The organism is Streptosporangium sp. DT93 (assembly GCF_049844535.1).
GTDB lineage: Bacteria > Actinomycetota > Actinomycetes > Streptosporangiales > Streptosporangiaceae > Streptosporangium.
In genome coordinates, this window is record NZ_JBNCLF010000013.1 from 260485 (window position 1) to 280105 (window position 19621).

Annotated in this window: 15 protein-coding genes and 1 pseudogene; 8 read left to right on the forward strand and 8 right to left on the reverse strand. The window is 72.9% G+C overall.

Annotated elements, in window-relative coordinates; genetic code table 11:
* Positions 1–18: 18 nt before the first annotated feature.
* Positions 19–1047: a LacI family DNA-binding transcriptional regulator gene (locus ACLQ2R_RS26420; protein WP_425963304.1), complete on the reverse strand. Its 1029-nt coding sequence runs from the start codon at positions 1045–1047 to the stop codon at positions 19–21.
* A 252-nt stretch (positions 1048–1299) separates the two neighbouring features.
* Between ACLQ2R_RS26420 and ACLQ2R_RS26425 the strand changes: the two genes are divergently transcribed.
* The 4 genes from ACLQ2R_RS26425 to ACLQ2R_RS26440 all read left to right on the forward strand — a co-directional run bounded on the left by ACLQ2R_RS26425 (position 1300) and on the right by ACLQ2R_RS26440 (position 8202).
* Positions 1300–2790, forward strand: a complete 1491-nt coding sequence (locus tag ACLQ2R_RS26425) for an alpha-N-arabinofuranosidase (protein ID WP_425963305.1) — start codon at positions 1300–1302, stop codon at positions 2788–2790.
* Between the two features lie 232 nt (positions 2791–3022).
* The gene (locus tag ACLQ2R_RS26430; protein WP_425963307.1) at positions 3023–3805 is read left to right on the forward strand and encodes a pyridoxamine 5'-phosphate oxidase family protein; all 783 of its coding nucleotides are present in this window, start codon (positions 3023–3025) and stop codon (positions 3803–3805) included.
* 306 nt (positions 3806–4111) lie between these two features.
* Positions 4112–6088, forward strand: coding sequence for a serine/threonine protein kinase (locus ACLQ2R_RS26435; RefSeq protein ID WP_425963308.1), 1977 nt, complete (start codon positions 4112–4114; stop codon positions 6086–6088).
* On the forward strand, positions 6085–8202 hold the full coding sequence (locus tag ACLQ2R_RS26440) for a protein kinase domain-containing protein (RefSeq protein WP_425963309.1): 2118 nt from the start codon (positions 6085–6087) through the stop codon (positions 8200–8202). The genes ACLQ2R_RS26435 and ACLQ2R_RS26440 overlap by 4 nt, the downstream gene beginning before the upstream one ends.
* A gap of 82 nt (positions 8203–8284) precedes the next feature.
* Here ACLQ2R_RS26440 and ACLQ2R_RS26445 read toward each other — a convergent pair whose 3' ends face one another.
* Positions 8285–9316, reverse strand: a complete 1032-nt coding sequence (locus ACLQ2R_RS26445) for an ATP-grasp domain-containing protein (RefSeq protein WP_425963310.1) — start codon at positions 9314–9316, stop codon at positions 8285–8287.
* A gap of 8 nt (positions 9317–9324) precedes the next feature.
* Entirely contained in the window at positions 9325–9534 is a 210-nt protein-coding gene (locus tag ACLQ2R_RS26450; protein WP_425963311.1) for a hypothetical protein, read from the reverse strand.
* Positions 9535–9716: 182 nt separating this feature from the next.
* Between ACLQ2R_RS26450 and ACLQ2R_RS26455 the strand changes: the two genes are divergently transcribed.
* Positions 9717–11300, forward strand: coding sequence for a serine hydrolase domain-containing protein (locus ACLQ2R_RS26455; protein WP_425963313.1), 1584 nt, complete (start codon positions 9717–9719; stop codon positions 11298–11300).
* Here ACLQ2R_RS26455 and ACLQ2R_RS26460 read toward each other — a convergent pair.
* Positions 11255–11794: a response regulator transcription factor gene (locus tag ACLQ2R_RS26460; protein ID WP_425963314.1), complete on the reverse strand. Its 540-nt coding sequence runs from the start codon at positions 11792–11794 to the stop codon at positions 11255–11257. The genes ACLQ2R_RS26455 and ACLQ2R_RS26460 overlap by 46 nt on opposite strands.
* 114 nt (positions 11795–11908) lie before the next feature.
* Between ACLQ2R_RS26460 and ACLQ2R_RS26465 the strand changes: the two genes are divergently transcribed.
* Both ACLQ2R_RS26465 and ACLQ2R_RS26470 read left to right on the forward strand, forming a co-directional pair.
* Positions 11909–12427 carry a hypothetical protein gene (locus ACLQ2R_RS26465; RefSeq protein WP_425963315.1) on the forward strand — a complete coding sequence of 173 codons (519 nt, stop codon included), beginning with the start codon at positions 11909–11911 and terminating at the stop codon, positions 12425–12427.
* A gap of 414 nt (positions 12428–12841) precedes the next feature.
* Positions 12842–13831, forward strand: a pseudogene (locus ACLQ2R_RS26470) (RNA polymerase sigma factor); the annotation flags it as partial.
* Positions 13832–14062: 231 nt separating this feature from the next.
* Here ACLQ2R_RS26470 and ACLQ2R_RS26475 read toward each other — a convergent pair.
* Entirely contained in the window at positions 14063–14467 is a 405-nt protein-coding gene (locus tag ACLQ2R_RS26475; RefSeq protein WP_425963316.1) for an SRPBCC family protein, read from the reverse strand.
* Between the two features lie 669 nt (positions 14468–15136).
* Between ACLQ2R_RS26475 and ACLQ2R_RS26480 the strand changes: the two genes are divergently transcribed.
* Positions 15137–16075 (forward strand): CPBP family intramembrane glutamic endopeptidase, encoded by a 939-nt coding sequence (locus tag ACLQ2R_RS26480; RefSeq protein ID WP_425963317.1) that lies wholly within the window; start codon positions 15137–15139, stop codon positions 16073–16075.
* Positions 16076–16477: 402 nt separating this feature from the next.
* On the opposite strand, the gene ACLQ2R_RS26485 is transcribed toward ACLQ2R_RS26480, so the two are convergent.
* The 3 genes from ACLQ2R_RS26485 to ACLQ2R_RS26495 all read right to left on the reverse strand — a co-directional run bounded on the left by ACLQ2R_RS26485 (position 16478) and on the right by ACLQ2R_RS26495 (position 19609).
* Positions 16478–17473 (reverse strand): substrate-binding domain-containing protein, encoded by a 996-nt coding sequence (locus tag ACLQ2R_RS26485; RefSeq protein ID WP_425963318.1) that lies wholly within the window; start codon positions 17471–17473, stop codon positions 16478–16480.
* 155 nt (positions 17474–17628) lie between these two features.
* Positions 17629–18660 carry a LacI family DNA-binding transcriptional regulator gene (locus ACLQ2R_RS26490; RefSeq protein WP_425963319.1) on the reverse strand — a complete coding sequence of 344 codons (1032 nt, stop codon included), beginning with the start codon at positions 18658–18660 and terminating at the stop codon, positions 17629–17631.
* A 343-nt stretch (positions 18661–19003) separates the two neighbouring features.
* Positions 19004–19609 (reverse strand): TetR/AcrR family transcriptional regulator, encoded by a 606-nt coding sequence (locus ACLQ2R_RS26495; RefSeq protein WP_425963321.1) that lies wholly within the window; start codon positions 19607–19609, stop codon positions 19004–19006.
* Positions 19610–19621: the final 12 nt, after the last annotated feature.

The window sequence follows — 19621 nt, forward strand, 5'->3', positions numbered from 1 at the left end:
CGGAACCGGAACCGGTGATCAGCCCGGCGGCGGTGCGGTGCTCACCCGCCGCACCAGCGTCGGGACCACGCGGGGCACGGCGCCCGCGGCGTCGTCCTGCCCGTCCATCAGGCGCAGCAGCGTCTCCACGGAACGGCGGCCCACCTCCTCGTGGTCCGGCCTGACCGTGGTCAGCGGCGGGATGAGGTATCCGGCCTCGGGGATGTCGTCGAACCCCACGACGCTCACGTCCCGCGGCACCCTGACGCCGCGCTCGCTGAAGGCGCGCAGCAGCCCGAGCGCCGTGTGGTCGTTGGCGGCGAAGACGGCGGTCACGCCCCGGCGCTCGGCCAGTTCGAGCCCGGCCTGGTAGCCCGACTCCGCGCTCCAGTCCCCCGGCACGACCTGGGGCGCGAGACGGCCCGCCCTCTCCAGGGTCGTCCGCCACGCCTCGACGCGCGCCTGGGCGTCGAGGCGCTCCCTCGGCCCGGAGACGTGCCACACGGTCCGGTGCCCCAGGTGCAGCAGGTGCTCCACGGCCATCCGCACACCCTCGGCCTGGTCGATGCGCACGGTGGGGACCGAGTCGTCGGGGGACGCCTCGACCGCGACGGCGGGCAGGCCCGCGGGCAGGCTGAGCAGCGCGCTCGTGGCCGCCGCCCGGGAGGCGAACACGGTGATCACTCCGGCCACCGTGTGGCTCGCCAGGTCGGCCATCGCCTCGACGATGCCGCCGCGGCCGGAACTCTCCGGGGTGGCGATCGTGACGCCGTAGCCCGCGGCGCGGGCCGCGCGGCCGATGCCCAGCAGCGTGGACGCCGGCCCGAACAGCACCGGGTCGAAACCGATCACGCCGATCGTGTGCGCCTGCCTGCGGACCAGCCCGCGCGCCATCAGGTTGGGGCGGTAGTCGAGCTGCCGGATCGCCTCCTGCACCCGCCGCCGCGTCTCCTCGCGCACGTTGGGACGTTCGTTGATCACGCGAGACACCGTCTGGTTCGACACCCCGGACAGCCGCGCGACATCACCGATCACCGCGGGACGCCCGTCCCGCCGGACACCTGCCACCAGCCGTCCTCCCCCGCACCGACTCCCGTGATAACGATATCAGCGACGCGTACAGGGTGATCGTCACGGTTCACCGGTGCTCCACCGGCCCGGAGCACCGACGCACATGCCCAGGTCGGCACGCCTTTTGGCCGCCGGCGACAGGAGTATCGGCATTCCAGGCGCCACATGCCCGCCCAGGACCTTGACGCACAAAATGATAACGTTAACAATTACCTGGTTCGTACCTGGCCGAATCCCTGGAGTCCAGTAGTGCACACGGCACACCTCACGATCGACCCCGCCTTCCGCGTGGCCCCGGTCCGGCGGCGCACCTTCGGCACGTTCGTCGAGCACCTGGGCCGGTGCGTGTACACCGGCATCTACGAGCCCGGCCACCCCGGGGCCGACGAGGAGGGCTTCCGGCGTGACGTGCTGGAGCTGACCAGGGAGCTCGGGGTCTCCACGGTCCGCTACCCGGGCGGGAACTTCGTGTCGAGCTACCGCTGGGAGGACGGCGTGGGGCCGCGCGAGCGGCGTCCTCGCCGGCTGGACCCGGCCTGGCACAGCACGGAGACCAACGAGGTCGGCGTGGACGAGTTCATGCGCTGGTGCGTCAAGGCCGGGGTGGAGCCGATGATGGCGGTCAACCTCGGCACCCGGGGCATCGAGCCGGCGCTGGACCTGCTGGAGTACTGCAACCACCCCTCCGGCACGACCCTGTCGGACCTGCGCGCGGCCAACGGCGCCCCGGACCCGTACGGCATCACGATGTGGTGCCTCGGCAACGAGATGGACGGCCCGTGGCAGACCGGCCACAAGACCGCCCACGAGTACGGCAGGCTCGCCGCCGAGACCGGCCGCGCCATGCGCACGCTGCACCCCGGCCTGGAGCTCGTGGCCTGCGGCAGCTCCGGCTCGGCCATGCCGACCTTCGGCGCCTGGGAGGCCACGGTGCTGGAGGAGACCTACGACGTGGTGGACCTCATCTCCTGCCACGCCTACTACGAGGAGAAGAACGGCGACCTGGGCAGCTTCCTGGCCTGCTCGACCGACATGGAGTACTTCATCTCCTCGGTGGTGGCCACCGCCGACCACGTCGGCGCGAAGCTGAGGTCCCGCAAGAAGATCGACGTCTCGTTCGACGAGTGGAACGTCTGGTACCTGTCGCGCTTCCAGAACGCCGAGCCGCCCGCGGACTGGCCGGTCGCCCCGCCGCTGCTGGAGGACCACTACCACCTGGCCGACGCGGTGGCCTTCGGCGGACTCCTGATCACGCTGCTGCGCAACAGCGACCGGGTGACGGCCGCCTCCCTGGCCCAGCTCGTGAACGTGATCGCCCCGATCATGACCGAGCCGGGCGGGCGCGCGTGGCGGCAGACCACCTTCCACCCGTTCGCCCAGGCGTCCGCGCTGGCGGCCGGGGACGTGCTGCGCGTCGAGCCGGTCTGCCCCACCTACGAGACCGCCGAGTACGGCGAGGTGCCGCTGCTGCACGCCGTGGCGACCCACGACGGCGAGACGACGACGCTGTTCGCGGTCAACCGCTCGGTCGACCGCCCGCTGTCCCTGCGGATCGACACCCGCGCGCTCGGCGGGGTACGCGTCGTCGAGGCCACCACGCTGACCGACCCCGACGTCTACGCCCGCAACACCGCCGACGAGCCCGGCAGGATCGCCCCCCGGCCGAACCCCGACGTCCAGCACGACCCGGCGACGGTCCTGCTGCCTCCGGTCTCCTGGAACGTGATCAGGCTGGCCTGACGCGGGGCGCTCGTTCCCCGGGGGCCGCGCCACCGGGGCCGGCCCCGGCCCCGGCCGGCTCCGACCCGGCACGGCTCTGACCCGGCACGGCTCTGACCCGGCACGGCTCTGACCTGGGCGGATTAGCGGTGCGCCGGTGCGGGGAGGCCTCAGGTGACGCCGATCGGGGGACGCGGAGCCGGAGGAGCCCCGGACCCGCACCGGCGTCCCCGTTCCCGGCAGGAGACATCTCATGACTGGACGCGTATCGGCCCCGGGCGACCTCGGCCGCCGGATCGCCAGACGGCGCGAGGATCTCGGCCTGACCCGGGAGGAACTGGCCCTGCGGGCCGGGATCGACCCCGGGTACCTCGCCTACCTGGAGGAGGCCGTGGCCTCGCCGAACCCCGGCACCGTGAACCGGGTGGCCACCGCCCTGGACACCCGTCCGGAGGAGCTGCTCGGCGGGAGCACCGGCCCGCCGCCCGGAGGGGGCACGCGGCCCGGACAGGGCACGCCGTCCGCGTGGGGCGCGACGTCCGGACACGGCGCACCGGCCGGACACGACGCGTCACCCGGACACGACGGGCCGGTCGGGTACGGACGGGCGGCCCCGACGGCGCGGGCGCAGGTCCTCGACCGGGACGAGTGCCTGCGGCTCATCACCCCCGGCGGGGTGGGGCGGATCGCCTTCGAGGGCGCGGGCGGGCCGGTGATCCAGCCGGTCGACTACGCCCTGCACGGCAGCTCGCTGATCTTTCGTACCGCCTTCGGCGGCCCGTTGGAGGAGTCGCCGCACATCGGTCGTGACGGCGTCGAGACCAAGATCGCCTTCGAGGCCGACCGGATCGACGACGCGGGCCGCGAGGGCTGGAGCGTGATGGTGCGGGGCGGGATCGACCACGTCTCCTCCGACGAGGACCGGGCCGCCCTGGCGGCGCTGGGCGTGCGGCCGTGGACGGACGACGGGCGGGAGCCGTACCTGCGGATCTCCGCGACCGAGATCACCGGCCGGCGCATCCGGCGCCACGCGTGACCTCCGCCCGCGACGCCCGAAAAAAGATAAAAACCGACAATATGTATATAAGTCCGAAAAGCAGGCGTCATTGAATCGGTGAGCCGGAAATCACGGAAGAGAGGTGCCGAAAACCCGGGCCGGGGCCGCGCGGCCCGGTGGAACGGCGTGTCCGCGCATGTCCCGCGATGTTCCCGGTTTTCTCTTTCATGGATTCTCCACTTTGGCCAGTTGAATCTCCATAATTGGTGATCTCAATGGAGTCCGCGGAGAGGAAGCCGGACCATGCCGGATATCGGCCCCTTACAGGCGGGGGATCCCGAGCGCGTGGATCCGTACCGGATCACGGGCCGCCTCGGTGAGGACGTCTACCTCGCCACCGCCCCCGAGGGGGACCGGGTCGTCGTGCGGTTGCTCCCGGCCGACGTCGACCGCGAGCGGCTCCGGGAGGCGATGGAGCCGCTGCGGGAGATCCCCGCCTTCTGCACCGCGCAGGTCCTGGGGAGCGGGACCCACGGCGACAGGCCGTACATCGTCAGCGAGTACGTCGACGGCCCCACCCTGCCGGAGGTCGTGGCCTCGGAGGGGGTCCTGGACCCCGCGGCGCTGCACCGGCTGGCCGTCGGCACGATGACCGCGCTGGTCGCCCTGCACCAGGCAGGGACGGTCCACGGCGACCTGGACCCGGCCCGGGTGGTGTTCGGCGCCGACGGGCCGCGGGTCATCGGCCTGGGCATCGCGCGGGCCCTGGAGGCGACCGCCTCGACCACGACCCGCAAGGTCGGCGTCCCCGCCTACAGCTCCCCCGAACGGCTCAGGGGCGCCTCCCCCGACCCCGCCGGGGACCTGTTCTCCTGGGGTGCGACCCTGGCCTTCGCGGCCTCGGGCCGCTCCCCCTTCGACGCCGGGTCGATGTCGGGCACGGTGAACCGCATCGTCAACGACGATCCCGACCTCGACGCGCTCCCCGACGACCTGCGCGGCCTGGTCGCCGCCTGCCTGGCCAAGGACCCCGCTCGGCGGCCGCGCGCGAGCGACGCCCTGCTCCGCCTGGTCGGCGAGCTCCTCACCTCCGACCTGGCGCACACCGCCAAGGACGCCGCCAAGGACGCCGCCAGGAACGCCGCCGGGGACGCCTCCGGCGCGCCCGTCACCCGCCCGTCGCGGCGGCGGCGCCCGCTGTCACTGGTCGCGGGGGCCCTGGCCGTCGCCCTGGTCTCCGGCGGCGCGGTCTACCTCGTCCTCTCCCGGAACGCGACCGGCGCGACCGGCGCGACCGGCATGACCGGGGCGACGGGCGCGACGGGCGCGCCGCGCTCCCCGGCCGGTACCGCCCAGGGCGCGCTCGCCCCGGCCTTCACCCCGCAGCCCGCGCTCAGCCCGAACGTCACCGAGCCGCCCTGGCAGAAGGTGGAGAAGGCCACCACGGACATCGAGCTGCCCGGGACGGGCATCACCCTGCACGAGCATCCCGGGGACCCGGTCCGGCTCGGCGCCTACCTCACCATCGACCAGCCGTTCGGCTCGTTCGCCAGGGAGAAGGGCAAGGACACCTTCAAACAGGTCGGCAGCACGCTGATGGCCGCGCTGTCACCGCGGGGCGAGATGGTCGCGCTGAACCCGATCGCGAAGTTCACCGACTCCTCCTTCGACTACCTGCGGATCTTCGACCTGAGGAACGGCACGCAGTTCACCGTGCCGACCGTCGAGCGGCCCGCGGAGGGCCACACCCCCGTGTGGTCGGCCGACGGTTCCAAGGTCCTGCTGTCGGTGCGGGAGGCGGCCAAGGAGGTGAGCGACGGCTTCGTGGTGGTGGACGTGGCGGCGCGCAGGGCCACCCGGGTACGCACCGAGTCGACCGGCGCCGACACGCTGCCCTTCACGTTCGCGCCGGACGGCTCGGTCGCGCGGGGGTACTTCAACGGCAAGGCCCACGGGGTCGACTTCTACGGCCCGGACGGGCGGGTCCTGCGCACGATGCACTGGGTGGGCAAGCCGCGCAACATCTCCTGGTTCTCCCCCTCGGGCGCGCTGTTCGTCACGGTGTGCCCCAAGGAGGAGAACGTGTGCGTGTGGGACTCGGCCAGGGGCACCCGGCGCTACACGGTCCCCGGCGGTGGTGCCGAGAGGCGGCTGCTGGGCTGGTTCAACGACCAGCACCTGCTCGTGCAGGAACCCGTCAAGAAGGGCTCCAAGGCCTCCAGGATCAAGGTGATCGACTTCTACGGCGAGGTCGTCCGGGTGCTCGCCGACCTGAGGAAGGGCGACACCGCGTTCCTGAGCTTCACCGCGGCGGCCCGGTGACCGGGGTCACGCCCCTGCTTCCGGGTGATCCCGCCCTGATCGGTTCGTACCGGATCGTCGGCAGGCTCGGCCGGGGCGGGCAGGGGACGGTGTACCTGGCCGAGTCTCCGTCCGGGACGAGGGTCGCGGTGAAGGTGCTCGGCCGCGGCGACGCCTCGGACCCGGCCCTGGCGCGCTCCGGCCGGGAGATCGAGCTGGCCCGCCGGGTGAAGCCGTTCTGCACCGCGCGGGTCCTGGAGCACGGCGAGGCCGGCGGCATGCCGTACATCGTCAGCGAGTACGTCGACGGCCCCAGCCTGGCCCAGGTCATCGCGGAACGGGGACCGCTGCGCGGGGCCGAGCTGCGCAGGCTGGCCATCGGGACGCTCACCGCGCTGGCCGCCATCCACCAGGCCGGCGTCGTGCACCGCGACTTCAAGCCCGCCAACGTGCTGCTCGCCCGGGAGGGGCCGCGCGTGATCGACTTCGGTATCTCCCGCGCGCTGGACGCCACCGCGACGGTCTCCGACGGGCTCGTCGGCACGCCGCCGTACATGGCGCCGGAGCAGTTCGACGGGAGCGAGGCGGGGCCGGCGGCCGACCTGTTCTCCTGGGCCTCGACGGTGGTGTGCGCCGCGACCGGGAAGCCTCCCTTCGGCGACGACGCCCTGCCCGCGGTGATCCACCGGATCCTGAACGGCGAGCCCCGGCTGGGCGTCCTGGACGACGAGCTGCGCGACCTGGTGGCCGAGTGCCTGGCCAAGGATCCGCGGGCACGGCCCCCGGCGACGGCCGCGCTGCTGCGGCTGCTGGGTCACCCCGTGGAGCCGCGGCGCCTGCTCGACGAGGGCCGCGAGCAGGCCGTCACCCCGTCACCGCCGCCCCGGCGACCGGCCCGGCGACCGTCCCGCCCGGTGATCGCGGTCCTGGTCGCGGTGGCGCTCGCCGTCACCGCCGGCGTCGCGGCCCTGGCGGCGAGGGCGGGCGAGCCGACCGGCACCGCCGCCGGACGCGGCTCTGCCGCCGACGCCGCCGACGTCCCCGACGTCCCCGACGCCACCGACGCCACCGACGCCACCGACGCCACCGGCGCCACCGGCGCCACCGGCGCGTCCGGCCCGGACTCCGGCACGCCGGCCGGCGCGGACGTCGGGACGATGCCCATGACCTCGACGACCAGCACCCGCATTCCCGGGACGAGGATCGTCCTGCGCGAGAACCCCGCCGACACCGAGCGGGTCTCCACCTACCAGGACCGGCGCGGCCGTACCGGCACGCCCACCTACCTGCGGCGGGGCGCCGGTGCGGACTTCACGTTCCTGGGGACGTTCATGACCGCGATCGCCGCGCCGGGAGGGGCGCGCGTCGCCGTCAACCCGGACAACAAGTTCGAGCTCGGCGAGTTCGACCTGGTACGGGTGGTGGACCCGGCCGGTGGCCCGGAGGTCCGGATCAGGACCGTCGACACCCCGCTGAAGACCTTCGATCCGCGCTGGGACCGGCAGGGACGCAGGATCCTGCTCACGATCCACGACGGGCTGCAGGCGCCCCGGCACACCCGGGGGTTCGTGATCGTGGACGCGGTCTCGCGCACCGCCCGGATCACCCGGGTGCCCGGTGACGGCGTCGACTCCCCGTACCTGTGGGGCCCGGACTCGGCCTCCGTCATGCACGCCGGGCCGAAGGGGTCGGTCCTGTTCCACCGCCTGGACGGCACCCTGCTGCGAACCCTGCCGAAGGTGGGCGCCGTCACCCGGGAGAACGTCCGGAACACCTCGCTGGGGAAGGTCTTCATCACCGAATGCCCGGGCGGGGCCGGTGACATGTGCGTGTGGGACGCCGTCACGGGGGCACGCCGGGCGACCGTCCCGATCCCGAAGGGGACCCGGTTCGGCGGCTGGCTGGGCGACCGTCACTTCCTGGCGACCGTACCCGGGAGGAAGGGGACCACGAAGGTGGTCATGCTGGACCTGCGCGGCGCGACGGTACGGGTCCTCGCGGACGGCCCGGCCGCGGAGCTGGCCAAGATCTCCCTCTGGTACACGCCGGTCGGCACGGACGCCCGCTCACGCCCCGGCGCAATCCCCGCACCGTCCGCCTCCTCCTCCGGGGTCCCGTCCACGACCCCGCCGTGAGCCCCCCGCACCGTTCTCCCGCGAATTCGTGCCGCCGTCCTTACCCCGCGGCGGCCGTCCCCCCGGTCCTCGCCGTCGCCGTTCACACGGCGGTCGTCGCCGCCCTTGTCCCCCGTTCCTCGCCGTCGTCCTTCTCCTGGTGCTCGTCGCCGTCCGCCGCCCGGCGGAGCAGGGCGGCCAGCGCCCCGGTGACGCCCGACGAACCGGTGCGGCGCTCGACGGCGGCGAACATCGGCGAGGGATTGCACTCCAGCACCGCGAACGTGCCGTCGTCACGCCGCCGCACGTCGATGCCGGTGAACGTCATCCCGCACGCCCGCGCCGCCCGCAGGCAGGCGTCGCGCTCCTGCGGGCTCGGCGCGGCCGGGAACACGTCCCGCTCCGCCCCCCTGAAGTCCAGCTCGTCGGAGACGATCTCGTACGAGGCGGCCACCTCGCCGCCCACCACGTACACGCGCAGGTTGCGGCCGGGGATCTCCTCCTGGAAGAGCACCGGCGCGGTGGCGAGCAGCCGCAGCCGCTCGGGGCGCAGGTCCTCGGGGGTCACCCGGCGGCACAGGGCACCTCCCGCGAGCGGTTTGTAGACGATCGGCCCGGTGGCGCGAGCGAAGCCGACGACGGCGTCCGGGTCGTTGGTCGCGAGGGTGCGGGGCACCGGGACGCCGGCCTCGCGCAGCCGCCGGAGCTGTTCGAGCTTGAGGAAGTGCTGGCCGAGGGTCTCGGGAGGGTTGACCAGCGTCGCGCCGCCGCACCGGAGCGCGGTGACGAAGCCGAACGTGAACGAGCGGCGTTCACGCCCCCCGGCGTACGCCGAGCGCTGCTCGCGAACCCGCTCCTCCAGGGCGGGCGGTTCGTCCCGGCCGGGTCTCTCGTCCCGCCCGGGCGGGAGGGCGAAGGGCAGCGGGAGCGGCATGGAACGCAGGTACCACGCGCGGACGGCGCCGACGTCCACCCCCGGGACCGAGGGCAGGTCGTCGAGCAGCGAGAGCCGGGACCTCGCGGGGAACGCCGTCAGGTCGAGGACGACGGGCTCGGCCCCGCGCTCACGGAGAGCGGCGGCCACGTTCGCCACCTGCGGGTCGCCCGGCGGGCCGATGATCCCCCAGCGGGTCACGTCCGCCCCTACGCGCCGGCGCGACCCCAGCCCTGGTCGTCGCCCTCCTCACCGATCGCGTAGGTGGTGAAGTCGTCCCCCTCCTCGCCGATCGCCAGCGTGGTCGGGTCGTCGCCACCTTCCGCCGAGGTGTACGTCATCGCGGCCCCGGACCCCCGGGAGGTCTCCCCCGCCAGGCCGGCGGGGAGGTCGGTGATGAAGTGCGCGAGCTCTGCCATGGTCGTGTCTCCCGGTCGATCCGGTCAGCGTCTGGTGACTGAGGGTAACCATATACGCGCGCGACGTCCCGTGTCACCGAGCGGGGCCGGTCCCTCCCGAGGGGCCACCCTGTGGTTTTCCGCAGGGGACACGGAGGGATCTCGCAATGGTCCTGGCCGGGCGGCGTGCCTACGGTCGGGTGATGCCCGAATTCGACATCACCGGCGGCCGGGTGGTCCGGCGCCTGGCCGCCGCCCTCTCGGCGGCCTGCGTCCTGACACTGACGACCGCCCCGCCCGCCACCTCGTCCTCACCCTCCCCCCCGTCCCCGTCCCCGTCCCCGTCCCCGGACTCTCACTCGCACTCGTCGTCCCCGTCGGACGACCCGCCCTCCTCCCTCTCCTCCGCCGCCGTCGACCGGTTCGTGAACGCCTACCGCGAGGCGACCGGCCTGCCCGGGGTCGCGGTCGCCGTCACCAGGGGCAGCCGGGTCGTGCACGTCGCCGGCTACGGCCGCACCGCCTCCGGCGCCCCGGTCACCGAGCGGACCCCGATGGCGATCGCCTCGCTCAGCAAGTCCTTCACCGCGCTGGCGGTCGTGCAGCTCGCGGAGGAGGGAAAAATCGGGCTCGACGCGCCGGTGCGCGAGGCGCTCCCCGAGTTCACGATGGCCGACCCCCGGGCGGCGCGCATCACCGTCCGGCAGTTGCTGGACCAGACGTCGGGGATGGCCACCTCGACCTTCCACGAGAGGAGCCTGCCCCAGCCGCGCTCCCTGCGCGAGGCGGTCGCGCGCCTGCGCGGCGCACGGCTGGCCGCCGATCCCGGCACGCGGTGGAGCTACCACAACACCAACTTCCAGGTCGCGGCGAGGCTGGTCGAGGTGGTGGCGGGAGTGCCCTTCGCCGACCGCCTGCGGACCCACGTGTTCGGCCCGCTCGGCATGCGCGACAGCGTCACGATCGACACCGACCGGGACCTGCCGGCGAGCGCGCGGGGACACCTGCGCCTGCTAGGCGTCCCGTTCTCCGTCCCCGAGCCGCACGGTTTCGGCAACGGCTCCGGAGGGGTGATCAGCAGCGCGAGGGACATGGCGCGATGGATGATCATGCAGGCCGGTGAGGGCGCGGGCCCCGGCGGTGTCCGCGTCGTCTCCGCCGCGGGCGTGGCCCGGATGCGCACCCCGTCCCGGATCAAGGACTCCTACGCCCTGGGCTGGGCGCTCGGCAGGACCGGGACCGGCGCGCCCGTCGTGGAGCACGACGGCGACCTGTCCACCGCCACGGCCCGGCAGACGCTGCTGCTCCGCTCCGGCCACGGCATCGTCGTGATGGCCAACACCGGTTCCGCCTACGACGGCGCGATCGCCGAGGCGCTGGTGGCCATGGCCGAGGGACGCGCTCCCGGGCCGCCGTCCCCGGCGTTCCCGTTCCTGCTCGTCGATCTCGTGTTCGCGCTCGCCGCCGCGCTGACGCTCGTCCTGGCCGGGCGGGGACTGGCCCGCTCGCGTCGCTGGGCGGCGCGGCGCGCGGGGCGGCCGGGGTGGCGGACGGCGGCCCGGCTGCTGCCGTACGCGGCGCCGGGGGTGCTCTGCCTGACGATCACCGACGTGTTCCGGGTGCTGTCCAGAGGGGGTGACGCCACCTGGACGCAGGTGGCCTGGCTCGTCGTGGCCTCCGCGGCGTGTGCCCTGCTGCTCCTGGCCAGGGTCGGCCGCCTCGTCGTTCCCGCCGGCGCGGGTCAGGCGCCGAGGTGGCGCAGCACGGCCAGGACGCGCCGGCTGTAGCCGGGGACGCGGGCGAGCCCGAGCTTGTCGAAGATCGCGTTGACGTGCTTCTCCACCGCGCTCCGCGAGATGTGCAGGCGCTCGGCGATCGCGGCGTTGACGAGGCCCTGGGCCAGGTGCTCCAGCACCTGGGTCTCCCTCGGGGTGAGCCTGCCGAGCGGGCCGGAGCGGGTGGCGCGGGCGAGCAGCCGCCTGACCACCTCGGGGTCGAAGGCCGTCCCGCCCGTGCCGACCCGCTCCAGCGACTCCAGGAACGCCCGGCCCAGGGCGCCGGTCGCGGCGTACCGGTCGTTCCCGGCGTCCTCAGCGTCCTCGGGGTCCTCGGGGTCCTCGGGGTCCTCGGGGTCCTCGGGGTCCTCGGCACCGGACGAATTGTATTGACCTTCCCTCTCGCCCGGGGAGCACCGGAGGCGGCCGTCCGGCGGCCGGGCGGGTGTGGTCGCGGCCCGGGTCCGCGCACCGTCCGGCCGGACGCCGTGACCGGTGGCGTTCACCCGGATCAGGCGACCGTACGGCCAGAAACGCCCAAAATATACAAAGAGTGCATAAATGGTGTCATGGCCGTGAATTGCATTGACCGATTACTGGAGATTGGTCATATTTGCGCAATGACGAATCTCCGTCTTTTCGCGGGGGCGACCCTAGCCTCCGTTCTGCTGACCGGCTCCATCGCCGCCCCCGCCGCCGCCGCGGCCACCCCGGCCCACGAGACCGTCGCCGTCTCCTCGACCGAGGCCGCCGCGCGGCCGGGCAACGGGAGGATCCTCTACGACCGCATCAGCGGCGGGCCGGGCCGGCTGAAGGTCAAGAACGGCACGAGCAGGGATGCCGTCGTCACGCTGGTCCGCGGCAGGTCCAAGGCGATCAGCGTGTACGTCCGCGCCCGGTCCACCGCCTCCGTCAGAGATGTCAGGGACGGCACCTACACCATCTTCTTCACCTCCGGGCAGTCGTTCAGCGTCTCCCGGGGCAGGTTCTCCCGCAACCCCTCCTACCAGCGCTTCAACAACAAACTGAGGTTCACCACGACCTCGAACAGCTCGACCGTCTGGACCCTGACCCTCAACCCCGTCAGGGGCGGCAACGCCAGGACGAGCGGCGTCAACCCGAAGGACTTCCCGGCCTGATCCGACGGGGTCCGGACCCGCTGCCCGACCCCCGTGCCCGCCGCGTCGACACCCGCCGCGACACCCGCCGCGACACCGTGAGAACCGTGGGGCCGTCCTTCCGAGCGGAAGGACGGCCCCACGGCCGTTCCACGGCGGCTCGGCGTCCCGTCCGGCGGCCGAATGGGACGCTTCGCGCGAACGAGACGATCGTGTCCCTCATCGGGCGTCCCGCCGGAGCTCCCGGCGGCGGAACGGAATAGCCGTGTCCTGGGCGGGAACACACTTGGGCGGCGGAGGCTCTCCGGTAGCGGCGAAGACCACGACGGCGAGCCAGGCGCCGCAGCATCCCATCGCGGGACGTACCTTGAACTGCACGGGTTGTTGGACCTGATCGGACCTGGGGAAGGTGTGAACGCCATGGAAGCCGCCACCGTGGAGGGCACCGTCGACGAAGAGGAAGTCGTCCTCGCCGACGACGACGAGTTGCCCGCAGCCCTGGAGTCGAGCGTCGGCGCCAGCACCGACCCGGTCAAGGACTACCTCAAGCAGATCGGCAGGATCTCCCTGCTCAACGCCGAGCAGGAGGTCGAGCTCGCCCGGCGGATCGAGGCCGGCCTGTTCGCCACCGAACGGCTCAACGAGGCCGACCGGCTCCAGCCCGACGTGCGCGCCGAGCTCGAATGGCTCGCCGAGGACGGCCACCGCGCCAAGAACCACCTGCTGGAGGCCAACCTCCGCCTGGTGGTCTCGCTGGCCAAGCGTCACACCGGCCGCGGCATGCTCTTCCTGGACCTGATCCAGGAGGGCAACCTGGGCCTGATCCGCGCCGTCGAGAAGTTCGACTACACCAAGGGTTTCAAGTTCTCCACGTACGCCACCTGGTGGATCAAGCAGGCGATCACCCGCGCTCTGGCGGACCAGGCGCGGACCATCCGCATCCCCGTGCACATGGTCGAAGTGATCAACAAGCTGGCGCGCGTGCACCGGCAGATGACCACCGACCTCGGCCGCGAGCCCACCCCCGAGGAGCTCGCGGTGGAGCTGGAGATGACCCCCGAGCGGGTCGTCGAGGTCCAGGGGTACGGACGCGAGCCGATCTCCCTGCACAGCCCCCTGGGCACCGAGGGCGACAGCGAGTTCGGCGACCTCATCGAGGACTCCGAGGCGATCACCCCGGAGGACGCGGTGGCCGCCGCGCTGCTGCAGGAGCAGCTCCACACGATCCTGGAGGCGCTGTCGGAGCGCGAGGCCGGGGTGGTGGCGATGCGCTTCGGGCTCGGCGACGGCCGTCCCAAGACGCTGGAGGAGATCGGCCGCGCCTACGGGGTGACCCGCGAGCGCATCCGGCAGATCGAGTCCAAGACCATGACCAAGCTGCGCCACCCCTCCCGCTCCCGCGCCCTGCGTGACTACCTGACCTGAGCCTCCCCGCCCGGCCGGACGACCCGACCCGGGCGTCCCCGGCCGGACGGACGATCCGGCCCGAGCCTCCCCGTCAGGCCGGACGGCATGAAGGCGATGCAACCGGACGGTCTCGGGGACCCGAAACACGGGGCAAGGGCCGGAGGACCACACAGGGACGTGATCTTCCGGCCGCCTGCCTCTCACCGCCCCCGGGACCTCGGCCCCGGGGGCGTCGTGCCGCCTGCGGGATCAGGCGCCCTGGTGGGTCACCTGGCCGGCCAGCTTCCTCAGGCTCTCGCCGAGGGCCCGGTCGACGTCCTCCGCCGGCGGGGCGTGCCGCGCGTCGAAGAAGGACAGGTGGATGGTCACCTCGCTCTCCTCCTCGCCGATTCCCGCCACCTGGAGCCATCCCGCGTACCGCCCGTTGTCGCGGGTGCCCCACTCCATCCGGAGCTGGTCGCGCTCGGCCCTGAGCAGGGCGCGGGCGTCGGTGTCGGTGGAGTCCTCGTGCACCGTCACCGCGGGAGGCCGGTCCCCGGCGTGCACGTGCAGGTCGCGCGGGAGCCAGTCGTCGAGACCGTCCAGGTCCTCGGCCCGGTCGAACACCGCCTCCGGCGGCGCCGCGATCCTCAGGGAACGCTCGTATTCACTCATGCTCAATCCCTCCAGCGTGGAGACCCCCCTGACCGCCCCCGACCGCCCCTGACGGGCCGGCGGCCGGCCACCGTCCCCGTTCGGAGACGTTGATCGTCCACTTACCCCGCCCCGCCGCGTCCATCCACGAAACCCGAGGTCAAGCCGGGTACGGACGAGCGGGACGGGCGGTCGCGCCGTGCCCGCGCCGAGGTCCGCGCGGACCGGCCGAGCACTTTGATCCACTTTTGTCACACGCTGTGGAAAAGGACCGGGACACGACCGGGACGCGCGACGCGGGCCGGGACGCGAGGTGGAACGCTGGGCGGAACCGAAAGGCGGCCGGTGTCGTTGTGCCTGAAGGTGCGCCGGGACCACACGGGGGCACCGGGCGCGCCGGGACGTGTCCCGTCCTCCGCCCCGACGACCTTCCTGAACGCATCGAAACGAAATGAGACCATGCACGTCCCTGAGGATTCCGAGCCCCCGGTGACGCCCTCGCAGACCCCCGGCCCACCGCCCGGCCCACCCCCGGGCCCGTCCCTGGGCCCGTCGTCCGGTCCGTCACCGGGCCCGCCTGCCGGTCCGCCGTTTCCCGGCTCACCACAGGACCCGCGACCCGCCGGCCCCTCGGCGGACCCGTGGGGCTCCGGCCCACCGCCCTGCCCGCCCCCCGGGTACGGGCCGGGCGTGCCGTACCCGCCGTTCCCGCCGGAGCGGGCGCCCTGGGCCGTGGCGGCCCCCTCCGGCACCCGCTACGACCGGCTGGCCCGTACCCGGCTGCACGCCTGGTGGCGGCCGGTGCTGGGCACGCTCGCGGGCCTGGCGGGGATCATGCTCGTGGTGGTCGCCGTGGTCCTCGCCGGTGCGACGGTCGGCGCGCTCGCGGGTGCCGAGGTCGGCCTCTCGAACGATCGGCTGTTCGGCGACCCGGTCCTCGAACTCGGCGTCAACCTGCTGGCCATCGCGGCCACCCTGCCGGTCGTGTACGGGGTCACGCTGTGGATCCAGCGCCGTCCGCCCGGCACCCTCTCCTCGGTCGTCGGCCGCCTGCGGTGGCGGTGGATGACGTGGTGCGCGGGAGTGGCCCTCGCCGCCGTGGTGCTGGGCCAGGCCACGGTCGCCGTCACCTACCTCGTCACCGGCGAGGATCTCGGCGAGCTGTTCGGCTGGGTCGGCTGGGAGCGTTTCCTGCCCGTGCTGGTCGTCACCGTGCTCCTGGTGCCGTTCCAGGCCGCCGCCGAGGAGTACGTCTTCCGGGGCTGGCTGCTCCAGGCGTTCGGCGCCTTTCTCGCCAACCCCTGGCCGGGCATCCTGCTGGGCGCCGCGGGCTTCACCGCCGTGCACGCCTATGTCGACTGGGGGATCGTCGACGTCTTCGCGTTCGGGGTGTTGACGGGCTGGCTGGCGGTGCGGACCGGTGGGCTGGAGGCGGCCATCGCGCTGCACGTGGTCAACAACGTGCTGGCGTTCGGGGTGAGCGGGGCCGACGGGTCGCTGGACGAGGCGTTGAAGCAGGGATCGGTGCCCTGGCAGAGCCTGACCGGGACGGTGGTGCAGCTCGGCCTGTACGCGGTCGTGGTGGTGATCGTGGCCCGAAGGCGGCGGATCGAGACGCTCTCCCCCTGAACGGCCGCCCCTTCCCCGGGACCCGGCGCGTTTCCGCACCCACCGGACCGAGCCCCCGCACTCGTCCGTCCGGCATACCTGCACCTGTCGGGCCGACACGCCCGCACCCGCCGCACCTGCGCTCCTGGGCTTCTCAGACCGAGGGGGGGGGGGGGGGGGGGGGGGGGGGCCCCCCCCCCCCCCCCCCCCCCCCCCCCCGGCGGCCGTTCATCATCCGGTACGCGCACCCGTCCGGTGCGCGCACCCGTTCCGTACACCCGGCCGTTCCGTACACCCGGCCGTTCGTCACACCCGGCCGTTCGTCACGTCCGGCCGCTCGGTGCGCCCGGTCGTTCGTCACGTCCGGCCGTTCGGCGAACGAGGCCGTTCCGTACCGGTGACCGGTCGGTGTTCAGTGACAGATCAGTACTTGCGGTCGGCCAGGACCGCCTTGGCCTGCTCGGGCGTGAAGGTGGTCTCCTCGGTGAGGACGCGCTTCTCGAGCTGCTCGCCCTTCACGGCCTTCTTGACGAGGTCCATCAGTTGCGGGCCAAGCAGCGGGCTGCACTCGGCGATGAAGTTGATCTTCCCATCGGCCAGGGCCTGCATGCCGTCCTTGACCGCGTCGATGGTGATGATCTTGATGTCGGTGCCCGGCTTGAGACCGGCGCCCTCGATCGCCTCGATGGCACCCAGGCCCATGTCGTCGTTGTGCGCGAACAGCACGTCGATGTCCTTGTGCGCCTTGAGGAAGGCCTCCATGACCTCCTTGCCCTTGGCACGGGTGAAGTCACCGGTCTGCGAGGCGATGACCTTGAACTTGGGGTCGGCCGCGATGACCTCTCCGAAGCCCTTCTTGCGGTCGTTGGCGGGGGCGGAGCCCGTGGTGCCCTGGAGCTCGACGATGTTGACCGGCTCCGACTTGCCCTCGTACTCCTTGACCAGCCACTCGCCGGACTTCTTGCCCTCAAGGACGAAGTCGGAGCCGATGAACGTCTGGTAGAGCGAGGTGTCGGTGGAGTCGACCGCGCGGTCGGTCAGGATGACCGGGATCTTGGCGTCCTTGACCTCCTTCAGGACCGTGTCCCAGCCCGACTCGACCACCGGCGAGAAGGCGATCACGTCGACCTTCTGCTGGATGAACGAGCGGATGGCCTTGATCTGGTTCTCCTGCTTCTGCTGGGCGTCGGAGAACTTCAGATCGATGCCCGCCTCCTTGGCCGCCTCCTGGACGGACTTGGTGTTGGCGGTACGCCAGCCGCTCTCCGCGCCGACCTGCGAGAAGCCGAGCGTGATCGTGTCGGATCCGCCGGCCTCGGAGGTCGCGCCGGTCGTACCGGTTCCTCCGCTCGAGCCGCAGGCGGTGAGTACGGCGGCCATGAGCCCCGCGGCCAGTATCGCGGGCAATTTCTTGAACATGGATTCTCTCCTGAGAGGTTTTTCGATATGGACGAACTGTTTCCCGACCGGAACCCGGAACCGGCCCGGAAGGGACCGGAGAGAAGCGGGACGGCTCGGCGGGGCGGAGGGGATCGGCGGGCGGAAAGGGGCTCCGGGCGGACGGCGCGGGAGCGTCAGCAGGGTGCGGGACCGCTGCTCTCCCTGACCACCAGCTCGGGTTCCACGATGCGAGGGCCTCCTTCCTCGGCGCCCTGGATACGGTCGATCAGCAGCCGGAAGGCGTGCCGGCCGACCTCTCCGAAGTCCTGCCTGACCGTCGTCAACGGCGGCCAGAAGTAAGCGGCCTCGGGCACGTCGTCGAAGCCCACCACGCTGACGTCCTCGGGGACGCGCCGGCCCGCCTCGCGAAGGGCCCGCAGCACCCCCAGGGTCATCTGGTCGTTGGCCGCGAAGACGGCCGTGACCGAGGGGTCGCCGGCCAGCTTCTTGCCGAGGCGGTAACCGGAGTACGCGCTCCAGTCCCCGGCCGCCACCTCGGGCACCGGCCGTCCCTCGGCCTCCAGCACCGACCGCCACCCCTCGACCCGCCCTCTGGCGTCTATCCAGTCGGGAGGGCCGGACAGGTGCCAGACGGTCTCGTGCCCCAGGCTCAGCAGGTGCCGGGTGGCCCGTACGGCGCCACCGCGCTGGTCGACCATGACCACGGGGACGGGGATGTCGTCCCCGGCGTCCACCGCGACCAGCGGCAGGCCCGGTGAGAGGTGGCGCAGGCCGTCGGCGGCCGACTCGTGCGGTGCGACGACGACGACGCCGTCGACCGACTGCGCGCGCAACCGCTCCACCCCCTCTCCGATCGATCTGCGGTTCAGTGACGCGAGGCTGGCGACGTTGACCACGTAGTCGTTCTGCCGGGCCGCCTGCTCGATCGCGTAGAGCGTGGAGGCGGGTCCGTACAGGGTGGTGTCGAAGCTGACCACGCCGAGCACGCCCGAGCGGCCCGTGACGAGCTGGCGCGCCGCCGGGTTGGGCCGGTAGCCGAGCTCGTTCACCGCCGCCATGACACGTGCCCGGGTCTCGGGACGCACCCTGTCGGGGGCGTTCAGCGCCCGGGACACCGTCATGGCGGAGACCCCGGCGAGCTCGGCGACGTCGTCCAGCACGGCCGGTCTGGTCCGTGCCCTGCCGTCGTCGGCGCTCGGTGTCATCGGGGAGCCTCGTCATGTTTCGCTGGGGTTACCAGAGTGTTTGCGATAACACTCGCCCTGTCAATACCGCCGATGTCACCTTTTGCCGACGGACCGGATCCCCCCTCCCAGCCGGAGGTCTTTCCGAATCGTGATGCGCGCGACCCTTGACGCCCCCACTGGTAGCGCTAACAATCGGAGCCGCACCCACGGCGCGGAACCCTCACGCGCACCTGGCCGTCCCACGCGGCCGCGACACCCCGGACGGCCGCGGAACCCGCGTGGATCACGACCCCACGCGGGTCGTCGCCCGGCCCTCCCCGCACCCCGCCGGCCCCCGGCGCGAGGACGCCCCGGCCTCCGGTCAGCGCAGGCCGTCCAGGAGCGTCCGGACCAGCGTGACGGCGAACGTGTCGGCGGGCAGGGCGGCCGGACCCTGGGGCGGCCGGTCCCCGGCGAAGGAGTGCAGGAACGCGCGCTGGAAGCAGGCCCCGAGCAGCAGGGCCGCCGCGGCGGCCGGATCGGCGTCGGACCGCAGCCGCCCGGCCGCGCGCTGCTCGCGCAGGTAGGCGGTCAGCGCGTCGAGCGGCCGGTGCGGGCCGCTGTCGAGCCTCGTCATCTCCTCCCCGTGCCGTCGCAGCAGGGCCGGGTCGGAGAACAGCGAGGCGGCGATCGGGAAGCTCGACCCGTAGAACGCCACGGCGTGCCGGGCGACCTCGACCAGCGTCTCCTCGACGTCGCGCCCGTCCGGGCCGCCGCCCTCCAGTTCGGCCATGAGCGGGCCGAACGGCGGCAGGCGTTCCTGCAGGACGAGCACGAACAGCTCCTCCTTGCTCTCGAAGTGCTTGTAGAGCGCGGCCTCCGAGCACCCCGCGGCGCGGGCGATCTCCTTGGTGGTCGTACGGGCCAGGCCGATGGTCCGCATCAGGTGCTCGGCGGCGTCCAGGATGCGGACCCGGGTCGGCTTCATGCGGTGCGCTCC